This is a genomic window from Legionella quateirensis (genome assembly GCF_001467955.1).
Lineage (GTDB): Bacteria > Pseudomonadota > Gammaproteobacteria > Legionellales > Legionellaceae > Legionella > Legionella quateirensis.
In genome coordinates this window covers 68024-82548 of the sequence record NZ_LNYR01000049.1, presented here as the reverse complement: position 1 = coordinate 82548, position 14525 = coordinate 68024, and the positions used below count along the sequence as shown (strand labels likewise).

The window sequence follows — 14525 nt, the reverse complement described above, 5'->3', positions numbered from 1 at the left end:
GCGAAGCAATCCAGAACACATCTCCAATAAGGCGCCTTTAAGGATTGCTTCGCGTTGCTCGCAAAGACGGGGTTTTATATATTGTTAATACAGAAATTCATTAGCCTGACGACCATGGCTCTCGACCCGGTCTACGTTCTGAATCGATTGAAACCTACACTGTTTGCTCATGCTCCAATTTACTGATGAAACTCCTCTCAGCCTGCGAGATACTGCTCATATTCATCTCAGTCCATAATGTAAGCTGGCCAAGAATTACGCTTAGCTTCATCCCCAGGACAGTTAATGAATACTCCACTTTCATAGGTAATACGGGATATGATTTACGATCTACAAAACCATAACGCTCCAGTTTTTGCAGCGTTTGCATTAACATTTTAGGGGAAATGCCTCCCACTTCCCGTCTTAACTCTCCAAATCGACATGTTTTCAAGGATAAAATATTAATAATTAAAATAGACCATTTATCACTAATCGCTTCAAGAACATTTCGCGATGGGCATTTCTCACTGTACACACTGAATACATCTTTTTGCATCGTCATCCTGCCTGCTTCAAAAAAAATTCCAAACTTTAAACTGCCAAGAATAAGGGCAATTAAAGAATTGCCCCACAATAGAATGAACACTGAACGTAATTGGCATCAACCTTTTTTATTGTTTAAATGTTCTGACATGGCATTCTTATCAATAAAAAACGGCTCCCAAACATGACCATTAATATCCTGAAATGCTCGACCATACATCCAACCATGATCCTCAGTTGGTCGGTATTCCTTACCACCGGCTATTACTGCCTTTTTAAGCATGGCATCTACAGCCTCTCGGCTTTCGAGGGTCAAAGCAACCACTACTTCTTTACTTTTAAACGAGTCAGTAAGTTCATGATGTGGTATGAACCCTTGAAACATAGGCTCCACTAATAACATCACAAAATTATTAGTACCGATAATCATGCAAGAAGCATTTTCATCAGTAAAATGGGGATTAAATTTAAAGCCCAGGGTAGTAAAAAATTTAATGGTTTCATCCAGATTTTTTACTGGCAAATTAACAAACATTTGCCGTTCATTATGTTCTTCTAACTCCATACGGAATCTCCTTTAAGCCAATTCATCAAAAACCACGAAGCTTTATTTTTTGCTCATGGACGCAAAAAACTCTTCGGCTTGCTGTTTAATCTGCTCGTTAGTCAAATCCTTCGTGTGGGTTGCAATCATCCAGGAATAACCAAAGGGATCCTTTATCTGACCAACTCGGTCGCCCCAAAACATGTCTGCAACGGGCATAGTGACTTTGCCACCAGCGGTTACAGCTTGAGCAAATGCCTCATCAACATGAGCAACATAGACAAAAAAGCTAATAGGTGAACTGCCCACACTCTCAGCGCTTTTGGAGCAATTTTCGTTCCCATCCATCTCATCCCCCATCATGATGAGAGAATCACCTATCTTCATTGTGGCGTGCATCACTCCAGTGCCGTTTAAATTCGGGAACAAATCAATTAATTCAGCATTAAATGCTTTTTTATAAAAATCTATGGCTCTTGTTGTATCTTTAAAGATAAAACTTGGCGTAACGGTATGAAATCCGGCTGGAATTGATTGTGTCATGGTATTCCCTCTCCAAAGTAAAAAGAAACAGATTTATAAAGCCCCTTTCATCACAATATTTATAGACTAATCAAGATAAAAAGGGTAACAGAATATGTTTTTTTCTTCATGCAAAATAGAGAGTATCTGTTCTAAGTCGATCAGAGAACACTCTGAGGGCTTCTCACTTTTTATATCCTCCTTAAAAATTCGTGAGAACACATTGGGAACAGGCTTGACATGCCAAACTCTTAATATTTCCTTAAGGTATAGTGACTATAATTTGCACAGAACTATTCAAGTCAAATAACTGGAGTTAAAATGAAAACTACTCAAGAGTTACTAAAACTGCTTAATACAACTGCAGCGGATACCTTTGAAGACATTCAAAAAAGATATCTTACATTAAAAGCAGAACAAGAAAGACTTGAAAAACTAAAAAGAATAGGTGGTGTTAATCCATTCGGACGAGAGGCAGCCACTTTAATTCCGGTTGCTGATCTCCAGAATGCCTGGGCTACTATTGATTCTGAATCTAAATTCCAGCACTACAAATCCACAGGGAAGGTTCTAACCGAATCATCACCCTCTCAAACGAATGATCAAAAAGAGTCAACGGATCAAAAAAATGCTCCAAAGGAAACGACGCCCGTTTTAAAGCCTCTTACTAGAGACCGTCCTCAATTTAAAGGCCGTAGATTACCCACCAGTACAAGAGTAAAGACTCAGCCTAATGCAGATGACGAAGCAGCAGCAATAACTGAGCCGCAATTGTCTGCTATTCATAGAGATGCTGCAAATCCATCAGTAGAACGATCAGCTCCTGTATCTGTCTCTGAAACAAAAGTTCAACCGACTGTTATTGCTACTGCACCGGAACAGACTAAAAACTCAACACCAGTTGAATCCGAAAAACCTATAACAATAACACCACCAACTGTAAAAGAACTGGTGAAAATCGTTGGAGCAAATTTAAAAGGATTTATACCGTCTCATCGACAGAATAAACCATCTACCAACACGGTACTGCCCCAAGCAAATAGCGCAACACCACCAGTTGAAGCCAATAAACAACTTACTGCTAGAGAACTTCAGGACGCCGTATTCAAAGCGGTACAAGATTACACCAACTACCATACGGGTGGAAATAAAGGAAGTGCGCCGTTAAACAGAGGTCAAGGCGATGGGTTTTTTAGCTTTTTACGTCACGGAGCCAAAGGTCTAGCCACCGCTAACGCATTATATAACTCCATAAATTCAGATAACATGTCAGTACAAGAAACCGTAAAGGTTCTAAAAGATTTTATGAGCGATTCATCCAGAGCGTATCATCACCATTCGTTTACCTCGTATCTTGCAGACGCCCTGGCACAAAATGGAATAGTGACCGCACATAAAACCTCACGTTACAATCAAAATGAGGTAGTACAGGAAATGGAACAATGGATACGTGCTAACTCAACGTCACAACACAGTAATTCTTTATAAAATCCGCTCTCGTCCTGTTTTTAGATGCCTGTTTCCGGTGTTTAAAAAGCAGGACGTTTCTCCAACTGATCGGATTACATCACCTGATTCAATCACTAAAATAATCGACATAAATACTCTTATAGCTTCCATCTTTCTCTAATTGGATTAATGCTTGATTTATAGATTGTATTAATGCAGTGTTCTTTGGCAAAGACATGATCCCCAAACCCGCGCCCACAGAAAACGGCTCTTCCAATTTGGATAAAGGAATGTCGGTTTGCTGTAACCAGTAATTAAATTCCTCCGAATCCATTAATATGGCATCCAGCTGATGCTTACTCAAAGCAGAAATTAGCGGAAGAGGATCTTCATATAACGCCACTTGAATTTCGAGCAGAGGATTATCGGTCTGAAAATCCTGCAGATCAGAAGAGTTAATTGCGCCAACTTGTTTACCTTTCAAATCACTAATCGATTTTAAATTACTGTTTTTTAATACAAGAAACTGGCTTTTACTTAATTTGTAAGGCAGGGTGAACACATAATACAACTGTCTTTTTTGCGATATGGTAATAGCACCCATCGCCAGATCAATGGTTCCTTCATTTAATGCAGTAGATAATTTATTAAATACCATTTGTTTGAAGACACAGGTCTCATTCAACCGCTTACAAATAGCATGCATTAAATCCACGTCAAAACCTTCATACTGATTGATTACATAAGGCGGTTTAAAATAGGGAATACCAATGACCAATGACGCATTTATAGCTGTGACATAACATATAAAAAATAAGGAACAAATGGATAGCCACCACTTCATTTTATTCTTCTCCGTTAATCCCCTGCCATTGAAACTTCATTTCAAAAGTTCTAAGCATTCCCTATTTCAAGTGTCTGCTCATCTTAATTCTAGTTCAAATTTAGAATTTTATGGGCATTTTTAAATCAGAAATGAGCTGGGTTGTTTGTGGGCTTTTTTAACCCAATTTGATGGGCCATGTGATTTATATTTACAATTACTGCGCTTTTTTTTACTATTCTGCAAATTCATATACATATAGTGGAGTAATCAATGGCCGGCCCTTCATTTTTTTCACAATTAAATTCAACTTGGGATGAATACAATTCTTTAAGAAATAAATATTCGGATGCTATCCCTATCCCTCAAAAGAGTTATTTTAACCGCATTCGGTCTATAGATGAGTTTGCAACGTTAGCGATTCGACCGATTGAAAAACCACTTTGGCTTGGCATTCATGCCTTAAGTTTTTTATTAAAAGCCATGCTGTCTCTTGCTGTATCCATTATTTTAGCCCCTTGCGCCCTGGCTCTGGTCATCATTGCGCCTACATCTGACCTAAGCAAAGCAACCATCGAAACCTTCAAATTGGCCGCAACGCATGCGCTGGTATCAACAGGAATGACAGCACTGGCCTTGATATCAACTGCCATAGCTCTGATGCTAAACCCCCTTTATCTGGTAACTCGTGCCGCATCTACAGTTGTCGACAGTCTCAACACAACTACTGAAACCTGTTGTGGATTATCACTGACCCGATAATCAATTGTTGAGCCGATACACTCATGTCGGCTCATTTCTTCCTCTTATAACACATGATTTTAAATGATTTTTTTTATGATCTGCATTAAAGTAACCAAAAAATCAATGTCAACGTGTAGCACATTCAATAAAGGAAGGGATAATGCGAGTAAAAGCAGCAATAGCATTTGCACCAGGCGAGCCACTTGTAATAGAACTGGTTGATTTGGAAGGGCCAAAGGATAATGAGGTTTTGGTAGAAATCAAAGCAACCGGTATTTGCCATACCGACAGCTATACTTTGTCTGGACAAGATCCCGAAGGACTCTTTCCTGCAATTCTAGGCCATGAAGGTGCTGGCGTGGTAGTTGAAACAGGAAAAAATGTCACCGGTTTGAAACCAGGCGATCATGTAATACCTCTATATACACCTGAGTGCCGTCAATGCGAATATTGTCTATCTCAAAAAACCAATTTGTGCCAGGCCATCCGCAGCACTCAGGGCCGAGGCGTCATGCCAGATGGAACCTCTCGATTTAGTTTGAATGGCAAACCCATTCATCATTATATGGGAACATCAACCTTTTCCAATTATACAGTTTTGCCAGAAATTGCTTTGGCAAAAATTCGTAACGACGCCCCTTTTAATAAAGTATGCTATATCGGTTGCGGAGTCACTACAGGCCTTGGAGCGGTGTTATTTAATGCAAAAGTTGAAGCTGGCAGTCGTGTAATTGTCTTTGGATTAGGCGGCATAGGTCTTAATGTCATCCAGGGAGCACGCATGGTGGGTGCAAGACAAATTATTGGAGTTGATATCAACACCGATCGCGAGGCACTTGCAACCCAGCTGGGTATGACTGATTTTGTCAATCCAAAGGACATACAAGGAGATTTGGTTGGTCACTTGGTTGAATTAACTCAGGGTGGTGCTGATTACACCTTCGAGTGTATTGGAAATGTAAACGTCATGCGCCAGGCTTTAGAGTGCTGTCATAAAGGCTGGGGAGTATCAACTATTATTGGCGTTGCGCCTGGCGGTCACGAAATATCGACTCGCCCCTTCCAATTAGTTACAGGAAGAGTGTGGCAAGGTTCTGCATTTGGAGGTGCACGTGGACGAACGGATGTACCTAAAATAGTGGATTGGTATATGGAAGGGCGAATTAATATTGATGATTTGATTACCCATGAATTACCCTTTGACCAAATCAATGAAGCCTTCGAAATAATGCGGAGAGGGTTAACCATTCGCACCGTACTTAACTATTAAATTATTGCTTCAGGGGAGTTCGCCAATGTCTATTCAGTTACTGGAACAACATCAATGTTTTAATGGGTCCCAAGAAGTCTATTCTCATTGGTCTGAAACGACAAACTGCACTATGAAGTTTGCTATCTTCCTTCCTCCTGAAGCAAAGCACCAAAAGGTACCCGTGCTTTATTGGTTATCTGGCTTAACCTGCACTGAACAGAATTTTATTACCAAGGCCGGCGCACAACGCATGGCCTCTTTGCTTGGACTGGCTATTGTTGCACCCGATACCAGTCCTCGCGGACTTAATCTAAAAGATCCTGATGGACGTGAAAATTTTGGCGAAGGGGCTGGTTTTTACCTTGATGCTACCGAATTACCCTGGAGTATGCATTATCGAATGTACAGCTATGTCAGTAATGAGTTACCACTGTACATCAGCACTCATTTTCCAGTTGATGACCGTCGCCGCGGTATTTTTGGTCACTCGATGGGTGGCCATGGCGCATTAACTATCGGTCTTAAAAATCCCTCTGCCTTTCGTAGTCTTTCCGCTTTTTCTCCGATTTGTGCTCCTACAAAAACTCCTTGGGGAATCAATGCATTTGAGGGGTATCTGGGCGACAATCAACACTTATGGTCACAATACGATGCGTGTGAATTGGTCAAAACGCATCACTGGCCGCACGGTGAGTTACTGATTGATCAAGGAGGAGCGGATCCGTTTCTCATCGAACAATTAAAACCCGAGCTTTTTGTTGCAGCATGTCAGCAGAACCATGTACCATTGAAACTGAGAATGCATGAACAGTATGGACATAACTATTATTTTATAGCCACGTTTATGGAAGACCATTTGCGATTTCATGCAGAACAACTGAAAGCCTAATCGCATAGTCAAATTTTTATCCATCAATTGCCCAGTTCATTAGCTAAGACTTATTAATTGGGTTAAGATGTAAATTTTTAATACCTAACTTTTATGAAAAAATTTGTTATTCTGATGATAGGTCTAAACTTAGGTTACCTACCCAGTATTTATGCAAATAAATCTCAACCAACAATTAATTACTCCACGGGTTTAGGAACACCTATAACTACAGCCACTACGGATACTTCCGATAAAGGTGATTGGGGTATTAGCCAACGAGCGGAATATTTTTCGTACAACCCGTTTTCAGATATGGAATTAATGCAAAATCTGGAAGCTGAAAGTCAAAACGCATATTTCATTAATTATTTAATGATAAACTATGGTCTTACAAACACTATTACCGTAGGTGCCATTTTACCCTATGTCTATAATTCCAATCTTCGCGCAGCCAGTTTGGATGAGACATCCATTGTATCCGGATTAGGTGATATCTCTGGAGTAAGTGATATCAATCTATTCTCTATATGGAAATTAGTCGAAGAAAATAAATCCCCCATTTCTATAGCATTACTTACAGGTATTAATGCCCCAACAGGAAAAACCTCTGAATTAGATAATGAAGGGATATTGTTCGCAGCCTCAGACCAGCCCGGAAGCGGTGCCTGGTCACCATTTGCAGGGCTTATTTTTACCAAAAAATGGGATAAGTTCCTGTTAAGCTCTAATTTAATTTATACTCAATACACAGAGGGTTCACAAAGTACGACTTTAGGCTCCATCGTCAATTATAACTTTGCTGCGGTTGTTGATTTGTATGATAATTCAAATAAAAGCAAACCATTACAAATCGACGGGATACTGGAGATAAACGGTGAATATAATTATGACACAATAATAGATGGGATCAGTGAACCCAATAGCAGTAACAGCAGCATATTTTTAATTCCCGGTCTTCGAGCAAATTTCGGTTCAGCAGTATCCATTTATTTAGGAGCAAACGTGCCGCTGATGGAGTTTTATCATGGAATCTCGGCAAAAACTAATTACAGCATTATTGGTGGAGTCGATTTTTCATTATGAACGTACTGATCACCAGTGTTCTGATTAATACAACACCAATTCACGCAATACGCTGGTAGCGTATGCCCCTGCTGGTAAAGTAAACGCTAATTCAGCAACAGAATCCTGAATTGAATAATTGCATTGTTCCATATGAAGGATGTTAGAACGCCAGGCTTCTTCCAGACCATGCTTCTCCAATCCAGCCAACCAGGTACTCCAATCTGAATACACTTCATTAATTAACTCCAGAGCACGTCCCTTCACCAGATGCTTCCCTTTACCAGGCAAAGGGCTTGCAGGGGAAATATCCCGCTCCTTAATACGATTTAATAAATTCTCATCAACTTCATCAATAACAAAAATGCTGTTTGATCCTTTAAGCTGAATCACATCGCCTGGCTGAGGTACATTCCAGGTTAAGTCGAGTACTCGCCGGGACAACACTAAATTATAAAGCCATGAACGTGCGGCAGAGCAGTAAATACCTTTTAAAAATCGGTCCTTGACTTTTCGTCCTTGTACCAGCATTTCTTCTGCCTTTATCAAGTTTCCACCTTCGCGACCAAACCGTTGCTCTCCAAAATAATTAGGAACACCTGATATTTTAATGCGTTCCATTCGCTCCACTAAATCCTGTTCATTGGAGACATCCCTCAATCTCATTACAAAATGATTGCCGGTTAAATACCCTGGTCTTAATTTCTTATTATGACGTGTGTTTTCTAAAACCCGCCATCCCGGTGCCTCTAGTGTTCCTATACCTGAAATCTCTTCCCCGGGAGCATGGATACTAAGCCATTGCGTTGTTAAAGCCTGGCGGTCCTTTAAGCCAGCATAGCTGATGAGTTTTATCGGCTTATTAATCAATCGCGCCAGTGATTTAACTACATCCTCAGTAGTTAAGCCTCTTTTTTCAATTCGGATGAGTATGTGTTCCCCTTCACCACTAAATTGCCCCTCGAAATATTCATTAACCTGGAAATCTTCTGGAGCCATTTTAAAACTGGCTGTAGAGTTTGGAGTACCGTGGATACGAGGCCAATCTAGAGAATACATCGACAAATTCCTTGAAAAACTGTAGCCTTATCAAAGTGCATTGACATGTTACTAACAAGAAGAAAAACTGATTGATTTCTGATCGCCATAACGCTGTTTACGCTGAGTATGCGAATACCGGAACACTGAAAATCGACCAGTTTTAGCCAAGACAGTAGAAATGTTAACAGCTCCAGATAACGGACCTACGAATAAGTGAGAAGATAACTGTCTAGAGTATATCATGAAAATTGAGTTCAATTAATTCATAGTGATTTTATTGTATGATGACAAAGAGTAAATGCCTTCAGTTAATTAGGCAATTCGGTCATTCATCTATTAAATACGACAAAAATTTATCACTGGTCATCTCTTTTGAGAAATACCAACCTTGTACCAAATCACAATTAAGGGAACGAATTAGATCCAATTGTTCCTCTGTTTCTATTCCTTCAGCAATAACCATCAATTTTAATTTTCTGGAAAGAGCAATAATACTGCTCACCAGATTTAAATCATTATTATTGGTGTTGAGACTCTGAATAAAAACGCGATCAATTTTTAAACTTTTAACTGGGTAAGAACAAATGTAATTAAGTGATGAATAACTCATACCAAAGTCATCTAATGAACAATGAATATTCATTCTGTTTAACTGATTTAGATGAGACCAAATTAATTTGGAATCATCATTAAAAGCCGATTCTGTAATTTCAAAAATCAGGGATTCGGGATTTACCCCAGACTCGTTCAATATCAATTTGACTTGTTCGATAAAATCGATTTGTTTTAATTGAAGAGTAGAAATATTAACCGCAATTTTTATTGATTTACCGGTTATTAATTGCCATTCTTTAATCTGAGCACATACATTTTTTAATATCCAATAGCCTAATGGAATGATAAGGCCAGTCTCTTCCGCTATAGGAATTATTTGTTCTGGGGTAATCTGCCCTAATGATAGGCTATCCCATCGTAATAATGCTTCAGCAGCTATAACTTTATTCACTTTAATATCAATGATTGGTTGATAGCAAATATACAATTCATTACGAGCCAGTACCTGAGACAGTTCTGCCCTGATCCGAATAGAATGTGTTGCCATATCCGTCATGGCGTTAGCAAAGACAGTCCAGCTATTCTTACCCTTCATTTTGCTTTGATACATCGCTGTATCTGCATTACGCATTAAGGTTTTTGCGTCAAGTCCCTGATCAGGATAAATGGCAATACCAATACTGGATGAAATAACCAGCTCCCGGGATTCAATTTTAAAAGGCAGCAAACAAATTTCCTGACATTTTAAGGCAATACGCTCCACATCAGATAGGTGATTCACATTTTCAAGAATCAACATAAACTCATCCCCACCCAAACGAGCAATAGTATCCGTCTGTCGAATAACAGAGAGATATCGTGTTGATAAGGCTTTTAGTAACAGGTCTCCAGCTGCATGTCCCATAGAATCATTTATTTGTTTAAAATCATCAAGGTCCAAAAATAAAACTGCCAGTTTTTTTCTACTCGCATGAGCTTTGGAAATAGCGCGTTCTAATTTATTTACGCCATAGGCACGATTAGGTAAGTTGGTTAAATGATCATATGTTGCCTGATGCTTGAGCAATTCTTCGTAACTTTTCTTCTGTGACACATCCTCCATAACTGCCAGATAGTGAGTTGTCGCTTCATCATCATTACGTAGAGGGGATATTATTGCAGACACCCAAAAATCCTCCCCTTTTTTATTTTTATTGAGCAGTTCTCCCCGCCACTCTTCACCTTTAATTAATTGATTCCACATCGACTCATAGATTTCCAAAGGGGTTTTGCCCGACTGAAGTATTCTTGAGCTTTGCCCCAAAAGTTCATCCGCACAATAACCCGTTTGTTCAAGTACTTTTGCATTGACGTATTCAATAACTCCTGATTTATCAGTAATCATGACTAATACAGGACTTTGCTCCAGGGCTCGTGTTAATTTTCTTATAGTATCTTCTGAGCATTTCCGTTCAGTAATGTCTCTAACTATAGCCAATACCAATTTTTCGCCGGTGGCATTAAAAATACCCAGACGCACATCAACAGGAAAAGAAGTTCCATCTTTTCTTTTGTGACGTCCTTCAAGAGTAATTGGACCGTCCTGCAGAGCCTTCCACATTTGACTCAATACGTCATAAGTCACACCGACTTCGATATCCCAAACATATAAATTACAGATCTCTTCCCGTGAATAACCTAATGACTGACATGCGGAGTAGTTGGTTTCTAAAAAATGACCGCTTAAATCATGAATAAAAATAGCATCAGAAGCGGCGTTCATCAGATTTCTGTATCGTTCCTCACTTATTTTCAACTGATTAATCTGATTTATTTGCTCGGTTATATCTTGTTTAATTGCAATATGCTGGGTAACTTTGCCGACTTCATTAACTACGGGCACTATGGTCGTTTTAGCAATCCAATCGGTACCGTCTTTTTTCCTGGATTGAATTTGGCCTTTCCAAATGGCCCCAGCTTCTAACTGGGTCTTTATCTGTTCAAATAAGGTAATATCTTCTATAGGAGAACGCAATAATGAAGCTACTGTCTTATTAAGAGCCTCTGAAGCATCGTAGAGGGTAATTTTTTCAAACGCAGGATTGACATATTCTATGACGGCTTCTTCATTAGTAATTTCAATAATATCACCTGCTTTTTCAAGAATGGTATTCAATAATTTTTCTCTGTTTTTAACTATTATTTTCGAAAAAGTAAGCGCGCAAATCCCTAAAAAATCTTTAAGGAAAGGAGTCATTAACGCTAAAAAGGGTATAGTAGAATCAAGCCAAATACTGATACAAATATACACTCGTTGTGTTTTTTCAAGACAAATATCAATGCGATTCTTTAAATTATTCGACCGCTGATTTTTAAGTCTGACTGTTTTGATTTTTAGAAGAGAGCTGGCTGCCAATTTGTTTGAAGCCTGTCGTAGTTCCTTCTGAATATCAAAATTTAAACCTTGCGAAGCAAGATGACGAATGGATTGATGCACATCAAATTGCCAGAGTACGATAATTTTATCTTTTAATAGAGGATGTTGAATAAACACATTTAAAACCTGTCTTGCAAAAGCAAGTAACGAAAGTTCATTATGGCTATTCTCGATCAACTGACTAATAAGCTCACGCTCGAATTTATAGGTACTTAAGTAGTCTTCCTGATTCTTTGGATGACTTAAATGAATAGATAACAGGGTTTTTCTTTTTTTATCCATCATGAACTTACACCCACAATGGTCAAATATCATACAATAATATTAGGCGCTTATTTGACATTAATCAAAATAAAACCGCTTTATTTTTCAATTACTATTCTGCGGATTCTAGAATAAAAGTAGAGCGAATTATCATTATTGGTATATGCTTAATAAAATATTTAGCAGAGGGAGTTATTATGAGTTTTAAGAAAAAAGTGGCCATACTGAATAGCTCCAGAACTCCTTTTGTTAAATCCCATACACACTATCTGGACAAATCCAATCAGGATTTACTGGGTGCTGCCTTAGCCGATTTAATACAAAAAACGCACATACAAGGCCAATTATTAGGTGATGTGATCGCTGGCGCAGTCATCAATCATCCTTTTGACTGGAATCTTGCACGCGAAACAGTATTAGGAAGTGAATTATCACCAGAGACACCAGGATTAACCATACAACGCGCCTGTGGAACTGGATTGGAAGCAGTGAACTTAATTGGATTAAAAATCGCCAGTGGCCAAATCTGTGCAGGCATAGGAGGAGGCACAGATACCAATTCAGACATTCCCTTAATTGGTAAGCGACAACTGACTCATTTTTTAATTAAATTAAAACAAGCTAAAAGCGTTACAGAAAAACTCTCGGTTCTCAAAACATTCAGACCAGGTATGTTAAAACCTCAATTACCTGAAGTAAGAGAACCACGTACCGGTTTGTCTATGGGAGATCATTGTGAACTCATGGTTAAAGAATGGAATATTTCTCGTGAAGCACAAGATGAACTGGCACTCCGATCGCATCAAAACGCCGCACAAGCTTATGATGAAGGATTTTTTGATGATCTGATTACCAATGTCGATGGTTTAAATCGTGATACCATTACACGCAAAGACACCACATTACAAAAACTGGCGAATTTAAAGCCCGCTTTTGATCACTCAGATAAAGGAAGCCTTACAGCAGGAAACTCAACTCCTCTGACCGATGGGGCATCCGTTGTTCTTTTAAGTTCACCTGAATGGGCTAAAACCCGTCAATTAGAGGTACTGGCTTATTTCGTAGATTGTGAAGTCGCTGCTGTTGATTTTGTACATGGAGCAGGTTTGTTAATGGCTCCCACCATTGCAGTTAATCGCTTACTAGAACGAAATAATCTCAGTTTGCAGGATTTTGATTTTTATGAAATTCATGAAGCCTTTGCTGGTCAGGTACTTTGTACTTTAAAAGCCTGGGAATCAGACGCGTATTGCAAAAAAGTTTTAGGACGCAAATCACCTCTGGGAAGTATTAATTTAAAACACATGAATGTAAAAGGTGGGAGTCTTGCTCTGGGTCACCCTTTTGCTGCAACTGGCGGTCGATTAGTAGGATCTGCTGCCAAAATGCTTGCCCATAAAGGTAGCGGTCGTGTCTTAATCAGTGTATGCACCGCGGGAGGCATGGGAGTAGCCGCAATTATAGAACGCTAGATTCAGTTCATTTTTTATCCTGAACATAAAGCCATTATTAAGTACTTTTCAATCCACGAACAGGAACATCCATATGATATACATAATGATTAATTATTTGTTCGGCTTGTTCACTGGTTAATGGCTTCGTGATGGCTCCTTCCATGAAATACTGCTCGCAATCATATTTCACTACATCGGCTTCATATCCCGTTAATGCAATAATGGGAACATGATGCTTCGTATCTTTTTCCATATTACGTAATTGTTTAGCAACTACATATCCCGAAGTATCTTCCAAACCAATATCCATTAATACCAAATCATATTTCCCTGGATCAAACAGCTTTAATGCCTTATCTCCTGTATCAGCAATATCGACCTGACAATTCAAAGCCGTTAAAAGAGCCTTCTCAACATTTTGTGCAATTAAATTGTCCTCTATCATTAATACATTAGGCAAAGAGGTTACTTTTGACACCAGTTCTGATTTTGGAAGTTTTTTGGATTTGGTCTTTTGTTCCTGAATTTTAGATGCACTTATATCCGTTAATACAACCACCAATCCAACTACATTTTTATTCTCATCAAACATAGGAACGCGATTGATTTTAAAATAAAAATGCTTTTGATTGTCATTAAGTATTGGCTTTTCCTCAACATTATACTGAGATTCACCAGTAAATATGGCATTCATATCTTTTAATTTTAATGCCTCAACACATTCCTCGTCCCAATGAGCAAATTTTTTCATTTGCAGATAGGGTGTTCCTTTAAAATCACGAAGTTCATTTAAGCCCAATACTTGAACAAATCGATTATTGCAGCCCAGTAAATTACAATCCACATCAATCCAATAAACAATATCAGGGATACAGTTCATGATATCCATATAATATTGATGAATCTGTTCTATATCCTCTGGATTTCCTTTCTTATGATTCCAAAACATGAGTACTCTCCCTTCTTTTGCTTTTAATGAAAATTATAGTACACATTGGATAAT

At 38.8% G+C, this 14525-nt stretch carries 13 protein-coding genes; 6 read left to right on the top strand and 7 right to left on the bottom strand.

Translation table 11 applies throughout. The features are described from left to right. Positions 1-154: 154 nt before the first annotated feature. From Lqua_RS17065 to Lqua_RS17055, 3 genes are all read right to left on the bottom strand, one after another. Entirely contained in the window at positions 155-538 is a 384-nt protein-coding gene (locus Lqua_RS17065; protein WP_420798070.1) for a winged helix-turn-helix transcriptional regulator, read from the bottom strand. Positions 539-643: 105 nt separating this feature from the next. Beyond that, positions 644-1090 (bottom strand): VOC family protein, encoded by a 447-nt coding sequence (locus Lqua_RS17060; RefSeq protein ID WP_058475495.1) that lies wholly within the window; start codon positions 1088-1090, stop codon positions 644-646. A gap of 42 nt (positions 1091-1132) precedes the next feature. Further along, positions 1133-1612 (bottom strand): VOC family protein, encoded by a 480-nt coding sequence (locus tag Lqua_RS17055; RefSeq protein WP_058475494.1) that lies wholly within the window; start codon positions 1610-1612, stop codon positions 1133-1135. 300 nt (positions 1613-1912) lie between these two features. Between Lqua_RS17055 and Lqua_RS17050 the strand changes: the two genes are divergently transcribed. Beyond that, entirely contained in the window at positions 1913-3079 is a 1167-nt protein-coding gene (locus tag Lqua_RS17050) for a hypothetical protein (RefSeq protein WP_058475493.1), read from the top strand. Between the two features lie 88 nt (positions 3080-3167). On the opposite strand, the gene Lqua_RS17045 is transcribed toward Lqua_RS17050, so the two are convergent. Beyond that, entirely contained in the window at positions 3168-3884 is a 717-nt protein-coding gene (locus tag Lqua_RS17045; RefSeq protein ID WP_058475492.1) for a transporter substrate-binding domain-containing protein, read from the bottom strand. 252 nt (positions 3885-4136) lie between these two features. On the opposite strand from Lqua_RS17045, the gene Lqua_RS17040 reads away from it, so the two are divergent. The 4 genes from Lqua_RS17040 (at position 4137) to Lqua_RS17025 (ending at position 7813) form a co-directional block, all read left to right on the top strand. Then, on the top strand, positions 4137-4625 hold the full coding sequence (locus Lqua_RS17040; RefSeq protein WP_058475491.1) for a hypothetical protein: 489 nt from the start codon (positions 4137-4139) through the stop codon (positions 4623-4625). Between the two features lie 142 nt (positions 4626-4767). After that, positions 4768-5877: an S-(hydroxymethyl)glutathione dehydrogenase/class III alcohol dehydrogenase gene (locus Lqua_RS17035; RefSeq protein ID WP_058475490.1), complete on the top strand. Its 1110-nt coding sequence runs from the start codon at positions 4768-4770 to the stop codon at positions 5875-5877. Between the two features lie 25 nt (positions 5878-5902). Further along, positions 5903-6748, top strand: coding sequence for an S-formylglutathione hydrolase (gene fghA / locus Lqua_RS17030; RefSeq protein WP_058475489.1), 846 nt, complete (start codon positions 5903-5905; stop codon positions 6746-6748). 114 nt (positions 6749-6862) lie between these two features. Continuing rightward, positions 6863-7813: a transporter family protein gene (locus tag Lqua_RS17025; protein ID WP_083501387.1), complete on the top strand. Its 951-nt coding sequence runs from the start codon at positions 6863-6865 to the stop codon at positions 7811-7813. 24 nt (positions 7814-7837) lie between these two features. Here Lqua_RS17025 and truD read toward each other — a convergent pair whose 3' ends face one another. Then, complete coding sequence (gene truD, locus Lqua_RS17020) at positions 7838-8851, bottom strand: tRNA pseudouridine(13) synthase TruD (RefSeq protein WP_058475487.1); 1014 nt, start codon at positions 8849-8851, stop codon at positions 7838-7840. Positions 8852-9158: 307 nt separating this feature from the next. Next, complete coding sequence (locus tag Lqua_RS17015) at positions 9159-12089, bottom strand: sensor domain-containing protein (protein WP_058475486.1); 2931 nt, start codon at positions 12087-12089, stop codon at positions 9159-9161. A 176-nt stretch (positions 12090-12265) separates the two neighbouring features. Here Lqua_RS17015 and Lqua_RS17010 point away from each other — a divergent pair, with 176 nt between their 5' ends. Continuing rightward, positions 12266-13540: an acetyl-CoA C-acetyltransferase gene (locus tag Lqua_RS17010; protein ID WP_058475485.1), complete on the top strand. Its 1275-nt coding sequence runs from the start codon at positions 12266-12268 to the stop codon at positions 13538-13540. A gap of 37 nt (positions 13541-13577) precedes the next feature. On the opposite strand, the gene Lqua_RS17005 is transcribed toward Lqua_RS17010, so the two are convergent. Then, the gene (locus tag Lqua_RS17005; protein ID WP_058475484.1) at positions 13578-14471 is read right to left on the bottom strand and encodes a response regulator; all 894 of its coding nucleotides are present in this window, start codon (positions 14469-14471) and stop codon (positions 13578-13580) included. Positions 14472-14525: the final 54 nt, after the last annotated feature.